The sequence below is a fragment of the Alicyclobacillus tolerans genome (assembly GCF_900142255.1).
In the GTDB taxonomy this organism is placed as follows: domain Bacteria; phylum Bacillota; class Bacilli; order Alicyclobacillales; family Alicyclobacillaceae; genus Alicyclobacillus_I; species Alicyclobacillus_I tolerans.
The window spans coordinates 25,176-46,029 of the sequence record NZ_FRAF01000024.1; the positions used below are offsets into that span (position 1 = coordinate 25,176).

Sequence of the window (20,854 nt, forward strand, 5' to 3'; positions counted from 1 at the left end):
ATTCCAGCTGTCTTTTTAACCTGCGAAATCCATGATGTATTGAATCATCTCAAATTTACGCAAATACTCTTTCGCTTTCTCCTCTTGCCCAACGGAAGAATATAATTCAACTAAATCCAACAAAAATATAGGTGCCGCTAATTGATTCGGATCTTCTTTCAGCGCTTGCTCCAACAGTTTGATAGCTTGCGGATACATTTTCAAATCGCGCAGTGCATAAGCACGTTCTGCCGCCTGAAGCTGGCGCCGGCGATGAAGTCGCTCCTCTATTCGCTGAGACTCCATCAACGCTCGTTGTGCTTGAACTGTATCACCCAGGCTCATATATAAAAGTGAGATTTCTGTCCAAAGTATGGAAATGATCGACGGATGGCGAGTCAGTTGAATGGCCTTCTCAAAATGCTCAATGGCCAATTGTATATGTCCAATATCTTTTAACGCATAACCACGTTCTGCCAACAGTTGTTCAGTTCTAATCCTACCCTCATCATATTGATTTTCAGGTTCAATGAATGGTTCAATTGACGGAACATTTTCTCTCCATTCCGCAGTCTGAGTTTCCGCAACTTGGCGTACTAGAGCCAGCTTGATATAGGATTTCAAATATTGTTCTAGATTTTTTTCCAGTGTAAACATGCTCATGGCTCGCTGCCTTGCCTCATTCGCCATCTCGCTAGCCAATTGAGGCTGCTCCAGCAAACGAATGATACCTTCCGCCAGTCCCTGCACATCTCCGGGTGTAACCAATATACCGTGATCGCCCAAAGCCTCAGAGATACCGCCAACATCTGTAGAGACTATCGGCTTGCCTGCAAACATGGCTTCCACAATGGAATAGGGAAACGCCTCGGAAACACTGGTTTGTACGACAATGTCACCGCTTTCGTAAGCTTTGACTATATCCGAGGTATGACCAAGAAAATGGACTGTTTCCTGCAGACCCAGTTTCTCATTCAACGCCAAGCATTCATCGTAGTACTCAGGCACACTGATGGAACCATAAATCAAAAATTGCACATTTGGAATGTGTTGTTTGACTATAAGCGCAGCCCTTTGCAAAGACTGCAAATCTTTAATAGGATCCACGCGCGCAACCGTAATTACCGTTGGACTATCATGCGCTACATCCTGCATATTGGAAAACAGAGTATGGTCGACACCGTTGTAAATGACTTGAATCCGTTCGTGTCTATCTGTCAAACGCTTTTCCCAGCGCATGTTGTAAGCACAAACTGGTGAAATTTGATCCGCGAATTCATAACATAAATCGGTCACTGATTGAATCATGCGGATTAAAAAAGTATTCAGAAACGATGGATACCCACGCTTGGAGAGGGACAGATATTGTTCACGCAAATATATTCCATGTTCTGTAAGCAGAAAGGGTGTTCCATATTTTAATTTTGAAACCACGCAAGGTAAGCCACAAAAAGAAGCAGCAGAAGCGTGGGTAATTGTGGTTTTGGGAACTGGCGTGTTGATGATATTGAAAAAGCGATAAATCCATCCCAAACTTTGCAAGGTACAATAAATATCCGGTTCGGCACGAAAAAATTGAGCTTCTTTTTCCAACTCCAGCAAATAACTCCGATAAGCACGCCAAGTCAATTCTGATTTAAAACAAACTTTGTAATCGTACTGCACAAAAAAATCGTACAATGCGACAATCGTTTCAGCAAAAACATAGCTGTTTTTTTCTTCGGTAAGCAATTCGCCGACTAAATCCAAAAATAGCGGAATAAACATCTGCTGTATGACTTCATCGGTTGTTCTTTGCTTAGCCAGATAAGTAGAACTAAAGGGAGTATCCAGATGTTCACTCGGTTCTTCTGTTCCCCAAAGCGGCACACGAATCAATTCATTCCGTTCACCAATATCAAATTTTTGAGTCACAAACGGGTCCATGACAATACTGAACACTTTATAATCAACTGCTGTGAGACGTTTCATCAGAATGTCGCACCACTGGCTAACCCCACCCTGACTGAATGGATAAGTACCCTCTGTAACTAACAAAACTGAGATTTTATCCTCCATCAGGGGGAGCCTCCTTCCTATTCCACCTAGCTTACACAGGAAACTGCAGCGTGATCGCCAAGACCGACATTTAATGGACGAATTCTTTATTGCGATAGAGAAATTCTGTACGCACAAAACAAGTTTTGCATTCCCGTCCATGCGCTTTACAAAGATGATTGCCAACTTCCCAGCAACGCGGTGCTGCAGACTGGTAGACCGGACAAGCCTGACAGATATGCTTGGGCGTACAACACAACTCATAGCAGGGAGCTAGCGTGCGATTGTTTACTTCCGGCATTTGCGCACGCTCTTTCCACCAGTCTACAAACGCGTTGACCACACGGCCATCCAACTGTGTCCCTGCTGCTTGTTGTAAAGTTTCTAGCGCTTTTTCAAAAGAAAGGGGAGTTCTCCATGCTCTTCCATTAATTTTGGCGAGAAAGACTTGTATAACATGAATAATTCTTGCCCCTAGCGGGATGTCCTCCCCTTTTAATCCTTCCGGAAAGCCTAACCCATCTATACGTTCATGATGATAGAGTACGTATTGAGCAGCGCGCTCATTTCCAGAAGCAATCAGAATCATGGAAGCTCCTATTTGAACATGCAATTTAATGGACTCATATTCCGCATCATTAAAGACACCTTCTTTACTGAGCAGCTCCATATTGAGTCCGATCACGCCAATATTGCTCAAATGTGCCGCTAGCGCTAAATCCCGCAGTTCTTCTTCTGTCATACCCATTCGCTTTCCGACGACCAACGAATAGCGCGCCATCATTTCAGAATAACCCACCGTGTAAGGATTAAAGTCATCTACCATATTGGAAAGATTCCACAGCATATAGGAATAAGAACGCCCCAGTCTACGATGAAGAGAAGAAAAACTAGAAATTTGTACCATTTGATCGACAAGTAACTGAATTTGGCTCTCATTAGGGCGCAGGGCATTTTTGTTGTCCAGATCTGCCCCAAAACAAATGAGCAAGATACCCTGCTGAGGAATCTGCACGATCAACACGGCACCTACATCGCTAACTGTAAGATACCCCGGTAATTGATAAAATTCTTGTGATTGGCGTCCTATGAAGCAATAAGGGCGGCCTTCTATCCATGTCTTCAGCATATCCTGAAGTTCCTGGTCCTGCTTGAGTCTTGATCTCAAGCCCCGCAAAGCCCCTACAGCGATTACCGCTTGCTCTTCATTCTCTGCAGCGCGAAAAAATGCGCCACCGCAATAGCCTGAAAATCCTGTAAAAGATTGCACAATAAGTTCCAAAGCGGACGATTCGTCCGTTGAAAGTCTGGCCACCTTTTTAACAGCATCTTCCCCCAAACTCGCAATTTCCTGTTGGAGACGGGCTGTTTCCAAAGCGACTACATCTTCGATTAACTTACTATATTGATGAAGAAATTTTCGCATCTCCATTCGGATTGGCTTAGCCACTCGATATACTGGACCAATGCGAAAAAGAACCAATTTCCCCTCCGTCTGCATAGAGAGCAAGGGAACTTCACCTTCATATATAACCTGAACTGATGCACGGGTGGCATCCGCTTCCAAAACCATAGGCGGCAAATACTTTTCTCGACTGTCGACAGCCAAGCCGCTATAGGATGGACCTGTATTAGAAAACTTGTCAAATGGGTGCAATGTTGCTTTGAGTATATATCGTTGGCTCCGCTTGTCGAGAACATATGCTGCATAATTAGGCGCTTCATGCATACTGGAAAGAATCCGTAACACGGCAGCCAGATTTTCTTCTATTCTCGCCGTTGGACGAATTTCTTGTGCCATTCGTTCCATACGATTCATTTCTGTTTCGTAATGTTTTCGCCAGCGGACCTGCCTAAAGAGCAAACTGCCCAGGATGACAATGATTATAAAAACAATTAGAAGAATGAACCAAAATAATGTCATAGTAAGATGCGAAAAATCCATGTTCAATCTCACTGCACACCTTCTTCAGTTGCCGCTGTCTCGGGCCTTAACTCCCATCCCTGATGCCGTAAAGCTGTTAATTCATTTTCCAGGATGGCAAGCGTCTGACTCATGGTACGCACTTTTTGGTCAAGTACAGTAAGTTGAATGGACTGATAAATCATGATGGACAGCATGCCTAAAATAGCCATTAGATACAATAAGGAGGGCGGATAAGTGACACCAAGAAGGTATGCTACTTGATTGAGGACCGTTGGAAAAATAGAAATGAGCATAATCAACACGAAAATAAACAACCACAAAATGCTAAAACGCTCTGTTAATTTTCGTTTTATGAGCAAATAACCGTTCGTCAAGGCAAAAATGAATCCTAGACAGAACACCGTAAGCCGCAGTACATCATTCACCCCATACACCACCTACCGTGTACAGCTTGCAAAAATATATCTTTTCTATGGTTTTTATCTTTTATTCTAACCATACACTATAAGGTATCTTCGAGCAAAATGATAGACATAGTTCCATTCTATTTTAATTTACTTTAAATAACATATTGCGTTTTTAATTTTATGGTATTTATTTATTGTTATAAATCAGATAAACCGTAGTATTAGGTCCATCATATTCAATTTGTAAAGAATGACCCGCACTTTGATACTGTCGCAACCAATGAGCCAGATTCCGGTATGCGAGTTCATCCTGCTGATATATCTTTTTCTCAATTGGATAAATACTCAGACTTGAATTAATTTCGTACAGATGTTTTGGATAAATGATATACACGTCATGCGGAATGGCTAAGGAAGGTTTCCCGGCTCCATACGCTGTCAACGGTATCCTTGCCTTTGGATTAAATTCATGCACAAACGCGTTGACATGCATCAAATAACCTGTATCGAGCACCAGAGAATAATATTGATCAGGAGCTACCAACAAATAGCTTCCATTTGTTTGCTGTTTGACTATTTGTAAATACTGTTCGACATTGTGATTGGACAACAATTTATAAGGAATAATTGGATTGACACCGCAGAAAGCAACAGCTCCTTGGAACAGCGCATAAATGCCCACCGCCTGTGTCCATTGCCACCACGCCCGAACGGGAAAAAACGAAAGAAGCAGATAGACTGTGTATCCTATGACCAGCGCTTCTATAATGGCCCACATATCAATCGCCCGTGACGACAACGCGACGCTCTGGGAAAGAGGAGCCAACCATTCATAAAGTGTAAACATGAGTAGACCTGCCAAAGCTATGGATAAAGTGAGAGAGTCGCCTCGCAATACATGAAGGACACCTATCACACAGAGAAACAAGCTGCATGCGGCTCCTAGGATATCCAGCCAAGTGAGTTGAGGAAATGGAATCGCCTGATGAGCATGAATGAAAGTAACCGAAGCAGCATTCACTGCATGGCCTAGCAATCGACCCACAGCAAGCGGCCATAAAGTGACAAATAAAGAAGCCAATATGGCACCAGTCATCCATGTCATTTTTCGATTCCAACGCAAATGTTGAACCAGCCATTCAGCCAAAAGTGGCGATCCGGCACAAAGAAGTGCCAGTGCATAACCAAATGGATGTGTTAAACCGGCTGCCGATAGACCAAAGAAAACGGTATATCCTTCTTCTGGTCTGCCACTCTTTAAATATTTATAGGCAAAGACTAGCACTGGCAAGGCAAAAACAAAACTGAATTCTTGCGAAAGACTGGCTCCTACGCGACTCCAATCGTCTTGCAAGATTAGATATCCAAAAACGCCATACAGAGCCATGCCAACAAGCGCGCCATTGGCCTTGCCTGTTAAATTTTTTAGAGTGTAGTAGATACTCCAAACCACAAGGCTGTTGTTAAAAGCCCCACTATACTTCAAAATATATAATAAATTCACAAGTGCTAATTTACCGATAAGAGCAATGTATATATAAAAACCTTGAGGATAAATTCCATCATGAAATAATTGGTTCATGTCAATATATTTGGCCCATGTCAATGTGGTGTACCCATCTGACATACTAGGTGCCGCATGGACCAATGCATCATAAGAGCGAATATAGACGGACAGGACAAAAACGACCCAAAAAGCAAAAAGTTCTATTGTCCGATGGCTAAAATGCCAACGACGCAAATCACGATAAATTATTGCCCAGCGTTTTCTCAACTTTTGTCTTAGGTGAACCCACCAACTTTGACTTTCCAAGCTGCTGTAAAAAAACGCTCCACCAAGGGCCGCTAAACGTGTCCTGTGAGGTGCCCGGCGCAAACGAAATACCAGGATTCCAAACAGACAAGCCAACACGCTGATGCCGGCAAAAATTTTGAAAACTACTAATACATAACCCATAATCATCAATAGACAATTCATGCGCAGATAAGAAGACCAAAACCGGTCACTTCTGGAGCCATCAACTTGTCGAAACAGCCAGCGAGGAAACAATAGAAAAAAAACAACTAATGCAATGGCAAAATGAAATAGATGAAAAAGCTGATTAAAGAACGAGCCGTAGTCAACGATGGGCCCACGCCTCCAAATACAGGGCTATTTTCATTTCAAGTGTATCTCACTTATGGATAAATACAAGCATTCAGCGAAGGTGTTTCCCACACTCAATATAGAGAACCAGACTGCAAAAGAGGAGTCAAAGTCATGGAACGCTTGTCTGAGAAGAAGTTTTGGGATGCTTATTGGCAACAAGAAACTAGGAGTGATTTTCAAAAGCATATATTTTCGGATATATTCCAACATTACCTGCCAAAGAACGCAAGTTACTTCGAAATCGGCTGTGCACCAGGCACTAATCTCGTCTATTTTGCTAACCAATTTGGTTACCGCGTTTCAGGAATCGACTACTCGAATATTGAACAGGTGGGAAAGCTTTTAAAGCATCATGGCATTGTCCCAGAGGAACTCTCAGGTGAGGATTTTTTTTCGTATACTCCTAAACGTCAATACGATGTCGTTGCATCGTTTGGTTTTGTAGAACATTTTCAAAATACTCAAGAGGTCATAGAACGACATATGCAATTGGTAGCGCCTCAGGGATGGTTGGTCATAGAAGTTCCCAATATTCGCTATTTTAATTTTCTTCTCTACCGTATATTGAATCCGTCATTGTTAGCCATCCACAATCCAAAGGCGATGAATCTGCAAGCCTTGCAAGCACCTATCAAAGAATCCAACAATTTTGAAATTGTTTTTAGTGGATACTATAAATCCTGCTTTCTCTATTTCAATCCAGACAATGCTGAATTAGTGAAACACTCTCTACGCAGAAAACTATTTCTTGGTCTTCGTTCGTTGACGACCACCCTAGGATTAGAAAATTATCCTAATCGATTTTTTTCACCTTATTTATTTGTGATTGCAAAAAGAATGCGTTAAAAAACGCTTTTGGGTTATATATGACGGTTTACGGGAGTAACTTTTCCCTGAAAATAAGTCTCTGCGAAGTAGACTGGATATTGATTTAAATCAGCAAACTGACGCCGCCGCAATATTTCTTGTCGCGTCATCTGTTCCAGTCTGTCAAAAAGCAGCAAAGTACGTACAGCGTATTTTTGTTGAAGGTTGCGCAGCCGTTGATTGACGATTTCTATCCAAGCTGCACTTGCCGAGTCACCGAGCGGAACGTTTTCCCAAATAATGGCGTCCAGAAACGGAGCCGTATGGTTAACCAGTGTCTCTAATCCATTATTTTGCAAAATTCCGTGCTGTGGAAACCATTTGCGTAAACTTGCGACAATTTGCATGGCAGCATTCAATTGATTTGTTTTATCTGGCAGTTCCGGCCACTCCACATTACCGATAGTATCTAAAAAAACACCATCGTAATGAGCATGAACCAACAACTGACCAATATGACGGTGGAGAAGGGTCTGCCAATGGGGAGAAGCGAGATCGGCATAAAATCCTCCATAAACTGGCTGCACTATTTTTTCACCCTTTTTACGAAGAAAGTCATCCTCTCTCAGTAAAGGATAGAGCGGGTGATACTCAGGCACCTCGATAACGCTTGCATAGGCCATCACCAGTGTCTGTCTGCTTTTAAGATATTGAATTTCTTCTTCTTGATAGTGAGCGGGTTCCAGAATCACCATATCGTACTCAGCTAAATCCTGCAGTGATCCTCGCCCATAGTAGACTGCGAAACGATGTAGGTTAGAAATGCGTTCTCGAACCATGAATTCTTGGATTTCTCCTCACTTTGATTTCGATTCTGAACAGTCACTCACAGACTGCACAGACTGCTTGACATCCAATAGATAAACGAGAAGATTGACCATAATACTCATACTGACTTTCAAAAGATAGACAAAGGGACGGAGACCTGAATGCATACTTCTTCCAGAAGTTCTTTTTTGATTGCTTATCCCCACTTCTTTGATTTTCCAACCTCTTAAGCAAGCATCGATTAAAAAATCGGCATCTGGATAATCCGCTGGAAACTGTGCGGATTGACTGTAATAAGAAAAAGCGGCCCGATTCAGCGCCCGTAAACCAGAAGTTGGATCAGACACATATTGTTTGCCAATCCAGAAGATGATTTTTCGAAAAAACCGAATGACAAAACCTTTGGCTAGACCAGGCTGAAAACTGGCATCCCCTTTGTAACGAGAGCCAATCACGATATCGGCGTCCCCTTCAGAGAGAGCGGCCAGAAGCGTCGTAACATCTTGCGGACTATGTTGTCCATCTGCGTCTATCTGCACCACGCAATCATACGAGTGGCGAGCAGCGTATCGATATCCCGTCTGCAAAGCTGCGCCGTACCCTAAATTACATGGATGAGAAAGCACCTCTACTCCCATCAAGGCAGCGCGCTCAGCGGTATCATCTATGGAACCATCATTGATGACTACAATGGAATGAAACGGCTGTTCCTTTTTTAATGAAATCAGCACTTTTTCAATATTGCTTCCTTCATTGAAGGCTGGAACGATCATCAATGCCCTCATCGCAGTTTCTCCTCTTCACCTGCAAATTCATTTCCCTTCATTGTACAACGATTGGAGGGGTTGTCACAGCCACCAATGAGTCAGCCAGGCTAGCAACCATCCACAACTGAGCGAACTGCTCAAATAAACGAGAGCAAGCATTCGCTTCCTCCTCATCAATCGGACAACTTCCACAGATAATGTTGAAAAAGTAGTAAAGCCCCCACAAAATCCCTCACCAAGCAATATCCAAAGAGCAATCCAATGATGAAGGACACTAAATTCTTGAAAAAAAATCCCCAGCAAAAATGTTCCTGTACTATTCAACAGCCATGTATTCCAGGGAAAAACATCTGTTCCAAGACTGATGGTTCGCTTACCTACCCAATAACGCGCCAAAGCTCCTAAGGCCGATCCGATACTGACCAGCAATAACATCATGGCATTCATACCGACAACTCCTTCACGGCATGCAACTTGCGCACACTGAGGTTTACCATCCATTCACCGAAAAAGGCTGTGAGAGGTCCTGCTATCAAACTTCCTAGCGCGTAAAAGACAGCCCATCCCAAATGGTGAATGGCTAATTGTTGAACACCTAAACAATAGGAAGAAAATGTCGTATATGTACCTATACATCCCGTACTCAAGCCGAGAATGAGCCACTCCGGCAACGATTTCTGGGCGACATAAGCCTGAAAAGCTCCTAGAAGCAAGGAGCCAGACAAGTTAATGAACAATATTCCGAGCGGAAACCCTTCTGGCGTTGGAATCCAGACACTGAGACAAAACCGCAATACCCCTCCAATAATCGCACCTGTTACAATCGCTCCTAATTTCATGACATGTCCCCCTCTCTTCATAAACCTCAATCCTAAAAACCTTCCCTAGAAAATCTGCGTGGAAGTTGGATAAAAACAAACAGGCTCCTGCAAAAGCATTTAGCTTTTGCAGGAGCCATCATCCTCTTGTAGAGGCTTTCTGGTGAGCTCCATCACCGATATCACTCAATGGTTAATCCAGTCTATGCAAATAAGGAGTAGATATGTCAGTCATTTTTGCTGAATATCCTTGCTTAGACTTTATTTAGTCTACGAAGTAACGCCACTATTTGTCAAGACAATAATCCTATGTATCAGATTGTATCAACAATTCCAGAAAACTCTTGTTTTATAAGGGGTCTCGATTTGCTGTGCCCACTAGTTCAGCCTAATACCAGATCACATAATAAAGGGAAAACCCCATAACAGGTAAGTATGGTAAAGGGCAACCGGTAACACTCTGCGAGTCCTATAATACAGAACTCCGAATACCCAGCCCGTCGGTTGAAAAGGAAATATGCAGAACAGGATATATTGCCACCAAGCGATAGAGCTAAAATGAATTCCATAAATCCATAATGGAATGTGACTTGCATCAAAAAAGATACTCGCAAACCAAAGACTGAGAAAAGGAGATTGTAAAAAAGAAAGCATTAGTGGGACCAAATAACCTCTATATAAAGTTTCTTCTTGCCATCCATTAATGAAGAACTGAAAAACAAAAACAAGAATACTGGCCAAGGAAAGAGGGGGAAACAAATTTGTGTTGGGAAGACCAAATATTTGATTTCTTAGGAAAGCAATCGCCGTCGTCAAGCCAAGAAATACGATAACAATGATGCCATCTTTCCATGTCATGGAGACCAGTGTCTTTCGATTACTTTTCAGCCGCCAAAAGCACATGAAAAAAATAAACAAGGATATGGGCAGTACGAACAAGGCATTACCCAACTTTAAAACGACCTCAGGATTGGAGAGACCCAACTTATGGCCAAGTAGCGCGATGGCTCTCATTATGAAGTGTAAATGTGTCCATACTAACAACAGTATTCCAGCATTAATGAGTAAAATAGCAACTGCAAAGCCTATCTCTCGTATTTTGTGTGGAAAGACTGGCAGTGGACGAGACCGTTGCCCACGAGTCATCAGAATAACCATCAAGCAAAGAAAGAGACCCACCGCATAATTCCAGATAATTGATTTATCCACATTCACATTTCCCAGGAACACACCAAGAAATCGAATGTTCACCCATATTGCGATCATACAATAAAGAATGACAGCTATAGATCGAATCCAAACTTTTCTATTCACGTGCACTTTCAAACTTATCACCATCCATTCTCTGTGACGTCACCCATGCTTCTGCGTCCTCATCTTTAGTTCAGAGAAAATGGGACATTGAAATCTATCATTTCGTTCACAAAACATTTTTCCAATGACGTATTGGACGCCTCGAGCATCAGGATTTAGTATTTGAAAAGGTCCAAAGGCATCCGAACCGCTGGTTAACAACCACGAATAGTGAATTAAGTTTTTCTCAAATGGTCTGATAAAAAGTCTTTTGAGCAATGACCATAAATTCCGTTGTATCTGGAACATTCAACAGAACATCCATTTTAATCCTCTCCAAGTTTAACTTCCTCGTTGCGCCGCAGTTGAAAGAGCCAGAAGAATGACATTGCCACCGCAATTAACGCAAACAAAGCAAACAAAAGAAATGTCCAAACAAGGCCCACAATATTCATGCCCCATGCGGCCAATGCGAGACCGATGACGGCCCCCGTGCCACTGACGGTCACAATCACCGAGAGAACCCTCGCAACCAGCCTGTGCGGAATAATCATCTGCAACAAACTAATTTCAAAGGTGTTAATCGTACTCTGCGCCGCTCCAAGGAGAGCAAATAAGACGAGTTCGATAAACCGGGATCGGACATCCCCTGCAGCCGCGATGATGCCAGCGAAGACAAGTTCTACGGTCAAAACCAGATTCAAAGTGACTTTGGGTCGACGAATAGTCACTCGTGCATAGGCCATAACCAAGCTGACTACTACTACTCCGAGCGACATACAGGCCAACAGCATAGAATAAAACGACGATTGGGCATGAAAGTGCATTCGCACGAGCACTGGTAGTTGCGACAAAATCGGTGCAAGCGCTAAATTAATACCAAACCCCGAAATCAAAATTACCGTAACTCGGGAATCCGATTTTATAAAATCTAAGGCCTTTCTGAAATTGCGCCAAGAAATGCTTTCTGGATTCACAGCAACTTGGGGATACGATTCGGCGGGAATGAGTCCGACGGCAATGGCGCTTATACATATCAAAGTGGAAACTATCAGCAAGAGGCGGTTTGAAGGCTGGCCCAGCAGAAAAAGACTCATGGCAATAAGTATCACTACTTCCACGATCCCCGTACCAGATGCTATTAACGCATTGAACCGCAACAAATCTCGCGATATGACACCATGCTTGGCCATGACTTGGTAGGCGAGATGGATGTAAGATCCGAGGATGGCCTCAAAAAACGTCACAAGGAGGATAAGCCAAAATGTCCGAATAGAGAACACCCACGCGATAGGAATCACAAGAGCCACAAGCGCACGAACAATATTCGTGCCCATGATGTAAACGCGACGAAACTTGTTGTCCATAACATGGCCGACAACCATGGCTCCGAATGTCTTAGGCACAAGATATACACCTAAGGACAATCCAAGAGCCCAAGGACTATGAGTTATGAGATAAACCAGCCAGGTAATTGAAAGGGAATACAGAATCCCTGCGGCAGATTCGGCATAGGTAGCGATTAGAAGGTTGCGTACTAAAGTCATGCGCTCACCCCAGATGTGCTGGGAACGCCGCAAACAGGACAGTCAGGCACATCAACCATCGACTGATTGATTTCAAACCCTTCCACTTGTTGAATTACAGAATGGTCCGGAACCGTATTCACTTTAAGGATTTTATTTTCAAACAAGCGATATATCCCTCGATCAAGACCATCCACGTTTAATGCTATTTCCCAAACAGCCAAGGATTGCATACCTCCCCCGGAAAGGAAAGAGATGATAAGCTTGATTATAGACCCTGCCGAGAAAAATTACTGTCCTTCGTTTTAGATGAAATTTACGTACATTTCTGCGTGATCGACGAACGTATGCACATCTTCGACAACAGGCGTACCGAGACGTTGTCGTTCTGGGATATAGCCTTGAAGACCTCCATGACAGCTTTGTAAGCCGCCACATTAAGAGCGGGGCGACAAGCCGCTCCGATTCCCTCCTTGCAGACCGTTGATGACGTCAGCCATAGACCAAATCACCGCCAAACACCACGAATGAGGAAGAGTTCATTGATATTTAGTAGTGGCGTTCAATGAGACTCACCAAATTCCCCGCGGGATCCCGAAACGACCGGATGCTGACATATGGACCGTCAGTCTGATGAGTTATTTCAACCCCCGCCTTTTCTAAAGTAGCTATAGCCTTTGGCATATTTTTTACGTCTATCCCAATGGCCAGCGAGGAGCCAGCAACCACTTCGGATTGCGCAGCAGCAATGCTGATAGCAATACTTTCTCCATCAAGTTCCTTGTAATCCTTGGTACTCACCATGGAGTTGAGTTCGAACCCGAGGACTCGATGATAAAATTCCGCCAATGATTCGACGTCATTTGTAAGCAATATGATTGAACTGATTTCACCTATCATATTCAGACACCTCCAATGGGAGAATTACTATGAATGAACATACCTGTTGGTTAAATCAGATGACAGAGACTAGAACCCCAAATTCCTACCTGAAATCACGTTTTAGCGTTTTATACTGCTGATAGTCAGATTAAGATAGAAAAGTTTACGTAAGATTCCGTAAATGATTCCGGTAATCAGTGATGCCGAATACCGAAAGCTCAATGTCGACATTCTTACGAAACTTTTTGAAAGGAGCCCCTGCGCTTTAACACTGGAGAGAGTGTCCAGTACTCTGACCCTGTTGAAAAAAACAACTTATTTTACATATTCTATATTAAATTCAAAATTTCTCTAGAAATATATATTCAAAATAATTTTTTTGGAACAGTATCATTTTAGTGTAGTCAGAAAATTCGTAAATCTAGAATAATGGTAGCCAAAAGAGAATCGTCCTGGTCCCTCTTCCTTGATTATCTTGACAGCCTTTTTATTCAATTTACGAAATCATAGGTCATCCTTCCCAGTATTGTTCTGGATAGGTACATCTGTGTTATTCTTTTATGGTCATCAGGATTTGATGTTAGCCTTTCACGGCCTCTTCCATCCCCTTCTCGATAGGGCCGACCAATTCTAGAACAGATCTGACCTCTGTATATTCTGGAAAACACTTGTCAAGCCTGTTTTGTATGCTCCGTTTGGCTTTCCTAGGTTCACTCCCTAAAATTCATGAGAATCCGTAAATCCGTATAAAAACAAGTTGGGATTTTAGGCTCGATGTTTTTTGTCGTCTTTCACAAGAGGCGAGTTATCCTCTAACTTTTTTCTCTTGTTGATGTGGTGCGGATTCACCAGCACAACCTGAATCCCTTCTCGGCGTAGGAATTGAGCCAAGTTCATCCAATAGTGCCCCGTCGGCTCGACGCCGAACACGATGTTGTCACAGCTATGGTCTATCATGAGCGATTGAATCCATGTGAGAAGCCTTCCAAATCCCTGCCTGGTGTTCTCGAACGTCAGCGGCTTCCCGATCTCCACGCCCCGTACATCAGCAGCGCGAGCCACGTGAACCTTTTTGGCAATGTCTGCACCGACAACCAAGGTTGAATCTGAAATCCTGCGAATCTTGCTATTCTGGGTTATACTCATGGTGTAGATCTACATCCTGATGAGTGGTGTGTTTGGACAACATCAACACTATCAGGAGTTTTTTATTGCCTCAAACCCGATTTTGATTGATTACAGGAATGCTGCCCAAATGCGCAAGATTCCGAAAGTGTACACCACCGTATAATCATACAACAGGTGAACTCAGGGAACTTGAATTTTTGCCCCCTTTAGTTCAAAAGGGACAGTGTATGGAATGCTTGTGAGACGAACCATCTTAGCCTATCACGCATTTGTTTTTCTCTCATCTCGTCCAAGCCCCAGTCTGAGAGCTTTGCGATGGGTCTTAAAGCAGCGCAGAGATCCCAATAAGGAAGGTTTGTGAAATCAATACTTGGCATTCTGAATTGATACTGCCGTGTAAATTCATGCATGGCATCAGTTCCAAATGCCCATAAAACTTCGAGTCGTGCGTTAGCGAGGTCAGCAAGCGGATCGCCAAAAGCAGCATCTTCCCAATCGATTACAGCAACCAGTTCGCCCTCTCTCCATAATGTATTTCCTATCCAAAAGTCTCCATGCAATACAACTTCTTGGTTTTCCTGGAGACTCGTCCAACACAATTCCAAAGTATCCCTAATTCGCCCTTCTTCCATGGTTTCATCAAGGATTACGGGTCTCCCAGCAAGAAGTTTTCCTAACACATCTATTTGTTTACGTAGGAATGATTCATGTTGTTTTGGGTACTGGACTTTGTGAATTTTCGAAAGACACTCTGCTAACTTAGACATCATAGTGGGTACATCGGGTGGTATGTAGTCGATTCCATTCTGCCCCTCCATAAATTCAATAACTACGTATGGCTGGGGAAAGATCTCGCTCGATTCGTCGAAAAAATACGATTGCGGAGTAGGTAATCCCGCAGACCTTAGTAACTGCAAAAGTTTGAATTCGTTGGACGCAACTTGTGGGTTTTGGTTGACATCCATGTCTCCATACTGGCGCACGACTACCCTTTTTGTTTTACCATTAGAACATAGGATCTCTAGTGCGCTTACTTGCGCTGAGATACCGCCTTTCAACATCCACATATGGAGCAATCTGGACCCAGGATCTAACCTGGTAACAACTTGCTCAAATTTGTCATAGTCTGTGAGTTCATCCATCAGTTGTCTCCCTTTGTTCCGTACCGTACTTACACAGGGAATGATTCTGTCGCAAACCGGCCCGAAACTGCAGGACCTCGTTCGACAGGAACTTGAATAATCATACACACCGGCTTCTCGATGACTATGGCGGTTTCGCCCCCGAATGCGTAAGGCCTACAATGCTTGCGCTTCGTGTGATAATACACCAGCCGAGAGATAGGGACTCTCGTAGTTTCACGCCCTTGTGCGGAATAATGAGGGCATGCCCTATATGGCACAGGTCCCATCTTTGAGACGTTTAACTCCGGAGGTGTCACTTCATTCGTCCAAGAAACCTTCCAGTTTTTCTTTGACCCCTAACCACTCTTCGTCGATCACGCTATAGTAAACGGAATGCCTACGGTACCCATCGCTTAAAATCCGATTATTACGAATTACTCCTTCCTTGACGCCAACCAGCCTTTCAATAGCCTTTTGTGAACGAAGATTACGAGAATCTGTTTTTAGCTGAACACGGATTGTGCCAAGTGTTTCAAAGCAGTGTTTGAACAACAGATATTTACATTCTGTATTCACTTTTGTTCTCCAAACGCTTGGAGACAGCCACGTCCAGCCTATTTCGAGGCTTCTATTCGTGGCGGATATATCCAGAAAGCGAGTACTTCCAACAAGCTTGCTGGCGTCCTTATCAAAAATTACGAACGGAAACTGAGTCCCTTGTTCTCGTTCTTTTAATGCGTCGTTTACAAGTCGTTCCATATCTCTGAACGTTTACACCATCATTGGCATATACGTCCATATATCGAGACTACCACCCGCCGCAAACAGTTCTTCGGTGTGCTTAGTTTCCATAGGAAAAATTTTAACTCTTTGTCCCAATAACTCGATCGGTCTGATCTCCCATTTATCAACTCCTTAGGGTCTTTTGCTTATAATATAATAAATGGTATTCGACGCTTCTGCCCTTGAGTTCACTAACTGCTGTTCACACAAAATGGTTATTTATGCATAATAGTCGACCCAATTCGATTAGTCCAAAAACCTTCTCTCCTACTCTATGAATTAGAGCACGTTCGCTTGGACGTACCAACTGAGCGCGCGCAACCGTTCATCGACCTTTTCAATCAATCCACTATCGACTTGTTTCCACTTCAAAAGAAAATATAGGCTGCGAAGAAAGTGTTCCAAATTCGTGAGTCGGATGGTGTCGTCCGGTTCAGGTCCTTCTGGCTTTATAAACCGCCCCATCCAATCCTCCAATGCGTTGGCGGTGACCCATCCCTTTTCGATGATTCGACTTGCTGTAAACGCCAGTCTGTCGTCTTCTTGGAAATAGATAGGATTTGCGACTGTTGCCAAATCTGCCACACGGTGGAGCACGTCCAACCGCTAGCTCTCGGTGGCAAATGGGTGCTGAGCGCAACTGTCTAGTGCATCCGCGGTATGTGCAATGGTATGAGCCCAACCTTTACCGTCGATGTAGCCGCGACGGTCGCGTTCCTCTCGCGCATAGGACAACACACTGCGAATGGTGTCGTGCACGAGGTCCGCACTCAATTGCTGGTGTTCTATGTCAGGATTAAGAATTAGCGGGACAACAAGAATGGAGAAGGCTCGTATAAAGACTGAATCGGTTCCGGATTCACCAATTCGATAGAACAGGTGTTGGTCATCCAGTACCACCTTTAATAGCGTCTGACGGTCCAGGACGCTTAAGACATGATATTCCGTCAGCAAACGTGCCAACAGAGAGTAGGACAGTCTATCTCGTAAGCGAGCGTCAGTTGAACGAAAATTTTCGACCAATGCCAGACAGAACGCCAACGGGTCCGTGCCAGTAGGAAGTCGGCAGTCACTATCTATTATTTGTAATAATAATTCCGCGTTGTTTGATTGATTCTGCGTCATTAGGTCCTCCATGTAAGGATGTAGACAACGGATAACGCGAGACGGGTTGGACCACGTTACTACATTGTCCCTCTCAATGATTTTAATTTGAATCTCAAAATTCTATATGAGTTGTTCTTCTGTCATACTGCCCGTTACTGCAATAGCAATCGGATGAACCCAACCTAAACTTTTAATAGATCTGGTCGTGAATCGGTGCAAACACCGGCCCGTAATCGTCGTTGAGTCAACCAACGAACGTTTAGCAAGACTTAGAGGACCGCGACACTGGTCCATCATGACGGCAACTATCCCTACGCGCTACAAGCACAACAGAATTGTGGGCATGGGTAAAAGACGGGCAAAATCAAGTCTTTATTCAACTATAGTCCCGATTCAGTCAGAAGATTGAATCTTAGATCTGACCCAAACATTTGCCTTCTGAAGCACATCATCATATTGTGCTGATCCCTTATTATCGTAGGACAGACTTAGTTCTTTAAGAAAATCGGTATATGATTCCTGAACTTCTTTTTCAGGAGTAATCCCAAATTGCTCTATTGGTAACCCTGTACTCGTGACCCTTTCCTGCCATGAAGAAATTTTAACCTCTACCCCATTCATCACAGGATAAAACACTGGGTTTCCGTCAGCGCCCATAGTTCTCGATCCAAATGTCTTCACATTCGGTGCCGCTTCCAGCTGTGCAATAAACATCTCGGCGGATGACCAATCTTCGCCGTTGATTAGAACCGCAGTGGGAACTGATATACGAGGTAATAACGGTTGCAGAATCTCTGGGATCCAAGGAACATTCGCACTTGGTCGACGTTCTAGGGCCGTCGTCGGTTTTGAATAGAAATGCTGCGCAAACCAACTTCCGGGAGCGGAATTGCCACCGCCGTTGTTTCGCAAATCAATAATAAGTCCCTTAGAGTGGACAATTTCATTCATGTGACTTTCAAGTTGCTGTCGTAAATTGCTGTCTATGCTAGAGATTTTTAAGTATGTAATCCCACCACCCAGGCTACGAATATTGAATGCTGGAGAATTTCCAAATTGACTCATTACAACCGGATGTTGCTTAGCAAAATGATTCCATATTGATTCCATATTGCTTGTAGATGCGAATGATCGTATACAGGCAACGTCTCAGATAATACGTTGCCGCTCTTCGGGTTATATACGGTAACTTCCTCTGGTCTATCAGAGTTCTCTATAAATACATCTCTAATTTGAAATCCTAGTGGTCGAAAGAAATCAGGCACCTGAGTGGACGGAACACCGATGCCGTCCATGAAGTTATTAATTGATACCCCGTTCGTTCCTAAAACAACCATCCCAGGTCGGATTTTTGACGCCTGAGGAGCCGCTACTACAACCAGTTGGTTGTCTACATATTGGGTGAGGATTGCTGGAGAATAATAGGGAATAGAAGGTGCATTGACAAGACCACTGTGATAATCATGTAAGGTGAGTATCATCCCATTTATTTCTCCAAAAAACTTGCTCCATGTGTTAGCACGCAGTGCTTTTGGCTCATAAATGGTCTTCTCCTTCTTCCAGTTTACGACCTTAAAGGAGAAGCTAGGATAGTGCACACTAAACAATTTCCAAACTCGGTTGAATACCGCCCGTTTTTCGGCTACAGTTGGCTTTCCAACTGGCTTTAAGTTCAGTAGATTTATCGATGCAGATGACGGTATCGCTTCATGCTTGGTTTGGGGTGTTTGCGTTGAACTACCTGGAACAAAAAAACCACTTGAAACAATCAGAACCACTCCCAGTGTGGTAATGTATCGATTATGCAACTCCTCCACCCCCTGGCACAGCAGCATGTTATATATTAATGAATGCGATTTCATCCATATTAAACCTTTCTGCCCCATAGCGCAGGAACTGGGCAATCCCGACCACTGCATATCCATGCAATCAGCGGTTGTTGCCCTTATTCTACATTGCCTCTAAAGTGTTCATTAAGAAGAGAATGCACCTGTCGCACCTGTCGTTATTCCCTGTATCGCCCACATGTGGCTTTTTGTAGTGGTGAGTGGTGGGGCAAGCAACAGTGTAATGGGTATGCTTTGCTTTCCGAATGTTACTTCCTCGTAAGTTCTAAATCCTTCCCCAACACTTTCTGCCTTCGTACATACCCTCACATATTTTCTGATTGCCTTCATTTCAGCAGGGGTAAAGCCATTCTTGGTCTCCGGAGTCATTAGTTCCTTTACGCTGTAAAGGCTGTTATCGTTCACTGCCTGACTGAACAATATTGCGATGTTGGTTGGGCTATTTGGTTTTATTACACTCGACCCAGGAGTATAAGTAGCGAACCAAAAACCACCGACGCCTAGTACAACTCCCAATAGAACCCATAACGTTTTTCAAATCCGACCACCCGCTTTCATGTCTCTTGGCAAGCTTATCTCTTCATTTACGCCATCATCCATAGGACAAACTCTATACAACCGGTGCTGCACTCTTCTGCCCATTACCTGAAGATCCCTCTGTCACAGAAGGTTGGATAGTTATGCATTTAGGCAAGTTCCTGAAACGTCACCCCGTGAACGGTTGCCCACTGTTTGAATTGAGTCCTTAGTGCAGCGTGCTCCGTCCTCCAGAGTCTAATACGTACAGGGTTCAATGGAAAATTAAAATAAATCTCAATGCTTATCTTTTTCCTTATTGACATTGAAATGGATTCTATTGAATCAATTGCATAGTGAATTGTTCCCACCCAGAGAGCCGTATCAGTGAGAGTGAGATAACACGGGAAGAGCCGATTCCACAGCCACGAACCAACAAACCAGCCTGCCACAACCCATAACAAGGCAATGATGACAACCAGCCACCAAGGACCTCTACGAAAAAGACCGCTGAATATAAACTCGCCAACCATAATCCCCAAAAAAGAAAACCAGTAGTTCTCACGTGTAATTCGAAACTTCACTGTATCACCCTTCGACTTTAGCTGCTCTTCCATTACCTTTATTGTACATTTCTTCGATTGACATCCTATAGCCGTCGCCGCTCCGATAACCGAGGTAAAACGGCTGATCTTTCATGAAGTCTCTATACGTATCGCAAAACCGAACGCAGTTTATGTGACTTACTCAATGGGGTCCGGGTCTTTAAAGTGCGTAAAACCCTTGGGGACCCCCATGATTCCATGTATATCAGGTACAACACATCCAAGAATAGTCCAGTTTTTGGATGCGGAGTTTGTCCACCAATAGGTACGCAATGCAGTAATGCATAATTCTCGATCCCAATTCCTCCTCGACACACACGGCAT

19 protein-coding genes, 2 pseudogenes and 1 riboswitch are annotated in these 20,854 nt (G+C 43.5%); of the genes and pseudogenes, 1 reads left to right on the forward strand and 20 read right to left on the reverse strand.

The window, feature by feature from the left end:
* Positions 1 to 15: 15 nt before the first annotated feature.
* From pelF to BUA75_RS12600, 4 genes are all read right to left on the reverse strand, one after another.
* Positions 16 to 2,037: a GT4 family glycosyltransferase PelF gene (pelF, locus tag BUA75_RS12585; protein ID WP_072874952.1), complete on the reverse strand. Its 2,022-nt coding sequence runs from the start codon at positions 2,035 to 2,037 to the stop codon at positions 16 to 18.
* Positions 2,038 to 2,107: 70 nt separating this feature from the next.
* Entirely contained in the window at positions 2,108 to 3,835 is a 1,728-nt protein-coding gene (locus BUA75_RS12590) for an HD-GYP domain-containing protein (RefSeq protein ID WP_207549761.1), read from the reverse strand.
* A gap of 134 nt (positions 3,836 to 3,969) precedes the next feature.
* Positions 3,970 to 4,368, reverse strand: coding sequence for a DUF2304 domain-containing protein (locus BUA75_RS12595; RefSeq protein ID WP_072874954.1), 399 nt, complete (start codon positions 4,366 to 4,368; stop codon positions 3,970 to 3,972).
* A 169-nt stretch (positions 4,369 to 4,537) separates the two neighbouring features.
* On the reverse strand, positions 4,538 to 6,307 hold the full coding sequence (locus tag BUA75_RS12600) for a hypothetical protein (RefSeq protein ID WP_207549762.1): 1,770 nt from the start codon (positions 6,305 to 6,307) through the stop codon (positions 4,538 to 4,540).
* Between the two features lie 303 nt (positions 6,308 to 6,610).
* Between BUA75_RS12600 and BUA75_RS12605 the strand changes: the two genes are divergently transcribed.
* Positions 6,611 to 7,345 carry a class I SAM-dependent methyltransferase gene (locus BUA75_RS12605; RefSeq protein ID WP_072874956.1) on the forward strand — a complete coding sequence of 245 codons (735 nt, stop codon included), beginning with the start codon at positions 6,611 to 6,613 and terminating at the stop codon, positions 7,343 to 7,345.
* A gap of 14 nt (positions 7,346 to 7,359) precedes the next feature.
* Here BUA75_RS12605 and BUA75_RS12610 read toward each other — a convergent pair whose 3' ends face one another.
* From BUA75_RS12610 to BUA75_RS12690, 16 genes and pseudogenes are all read right to left on the reverse strand, one after another.
* Entirely contained in the window at positions 7,360 to 8,145 is a 786-nt protein-coding gene (locus tag BUA75_RS12610) for an endo alpha-1,4 polygalactosaminidase (RefSeq protein WP_072874957.1), read from the reverse strand.
* 18 nt (positions 8,146 to 8,163) lie between these two features.
* A complete protein-coding gene (locus BUA75_RS12615; RefSeq protein WP_072874958.1) occupies positions 8,164 to 8,919 on the reverse strand; it encodes a glycosyltransferase family 2 protein in 756 nt (251 codons plus the stop codon).
* A gap of 63 nt (positions 8,920 to 8,982) precedes the next feature.
* Complete coding sequence (locus BUA75_RS12620; protein WP_238413583.1) at positions 8,983 to 9,348, reverse strand: fluoride efflux transporter FluC; 366 nt, start codon at positions 9,346 to 9,348, stop codon at positions 8,983 to 8,985.
* The gene (locus tag BUA75_RS12625) at positions 9,345 to 9,740 is read right to left on the reverse strand and encodes a fluoride efflux transporter FluC (protein ID WP_165612016.1); all 396 of its coding nucleotides are present in this window, start codon (positions 9,738 to 9,740) and stop codon (positions 9,345 to 9,347) included. The genes BUA75_RS12620 and BUA75_RS12625 overlap by 4 nt, the downstream gene beginning before the upstream one ends.
* Positions 9,741 to 9,842: 102 nt before the next feature.
* Positions 9,843 to 9,906: riboswitch (Fluoride riboswitch) on the reverse strand.
* 212 nt (positions 9,907 to 10,118) lie between these two features.
* Entirely contained in the window at positions 10,119 to 11,039 is a 921-nt protein-coding gene (locus tag BUA75_RS12630) for a CPBP family intramembrane glutamic endopeptidase (protein WP_207549763.1), read from the reverse strand.
* A gap of 299 nt (positions 11,040 to 11,338) precedes the next feature.
* Positions 11,339 to 12,559: an MFS transporter gene (locus BUA75_RS12635; RefSeq protein WP_072874961.1), complete on the reverse strand. Its 1,221-nt coding sequence runs from the start codon at positions 12,557 to 12,559 to the stop codon at positions 11,339 to 11,341.
* Entirely contained in the window at positions 12,556 to 12,762 is a 207-nt protein-coding gene (locus BUA75_RS12640; protein WP_072874962.1) for a hypothetical protein, read from the reverse strand. Before BUA75_RS12640 ends, BUA75_RS12635 begins: the two co-directional genes overlap by 4 nt.
* Before the next feature lie 325 nt (positions 12,763 to 13,087).
* On the reverse strand, positions 13,088 to 13,438 hold the full coding sequence (locus tag BUA75_RS12645) for a VOC family protein (RefSeq protein WP_072874963.1): 351 nt from the start codon (positions 13,436 to 13,438) through the stop codon (positions 13,088 to 13,090).
* 747 nt (positions 13,439 to 14,185) lie between these two features.
* Positions 14,186 to 14,566 (reverse strand): IS110 family transposase, encoded by a 381-nt coding sequence (locus BUA75_RS12650; RefSeq protein ID WP_072874964.1) that lies wholly within the window; start codon positions 14,564 to 14,566, stop codon positions 14,186 to 14,188.
* 188 nt (positions 14,567 to 14,754) lie between these two features.
* On the reverse strand, positions 14,755 to 15,690 hold the full coding sequence (locus BUA75_RS12655; protein WP_072874965.1) for a phosphotransferase family protein: 936 nt from the start codon (positions 15,688 to 15,690) through the stop codon (positions 14,755 to 14,757).
* A gap of 300 nt (positions 15,691 to 15,990) precedes the next feature.
* Positions 15,991 to 16,431 carry a GNAT family N-acetyltransferase gene (locus BUA75_RS12660; protein ID WP_341350434.1) on the reverse strand — a complete coding sequence of 147 codons (441 nt, stop codon included), beginning with the start codon at positions 16,429 to 16,431 and terminating at the stop codon, positions 15,991 to 15,993.
* A gap of 303 nt (positions 16,432 to 16,734) precedes the next feature.
* Positions 16,735 to 17,277 (reverse strand): annotated as a pseudogene (locus tag BUA75_RS16580) (DUF2785 domain-containing protein).
* Positions 17,250 to 17,337: pseudogene (locus BUA75_RS16585) on the reverse strand (DUF2785 domain-containing protein); the annotation flags it as partial. The pseudogenes BUA75_RS16580 and BUA75_RS16585, both read right to left, overlap by 28 nt.
* A 618-nt stretch (positions 17,338 to 17,955) precedes the next feature.
* Positions 17,956 to 18,672: a S41 family peptidase gene (locus BUA75_RS12675; RefSeq protein WP_083574335.1), complete on the reverse strand. Its 717-nt coding sequence runs from the start codon at positions 18,670 to 18,672 to the stop codon at positions 17,956 to 17,958.
* Complete coding sequence (locus tag BUA75_RS12680) at positions 18,627 to 19,487, reverse strand: S41 family peptidase (RefSeq protein WP_129583640.1); 861 nt, start codon at positions 19,485 to 19,487, stop codon at positions 18,627 to 18,629. The genes BUA75_RS12675 and BUA75_RS12680 overlap by 46 nt, the downstream gene beginning before the upstream one ends.
* 608 nt (positions 19,488 to 20,095) lie before the next feature.
* On the reverse strand, positions 20,096 to 20,542 hold the full coding sequence (locus BUA75_RS12690) for a hypothetical protein (protein WP_072874971.1): 447 nt from the start codon (positions 20,540 to 20,542) through the stop codon (positions 20,096 to 20,098).
* Positions 20,543 to 20,854 lie beyond the last annotated feature (312 nt).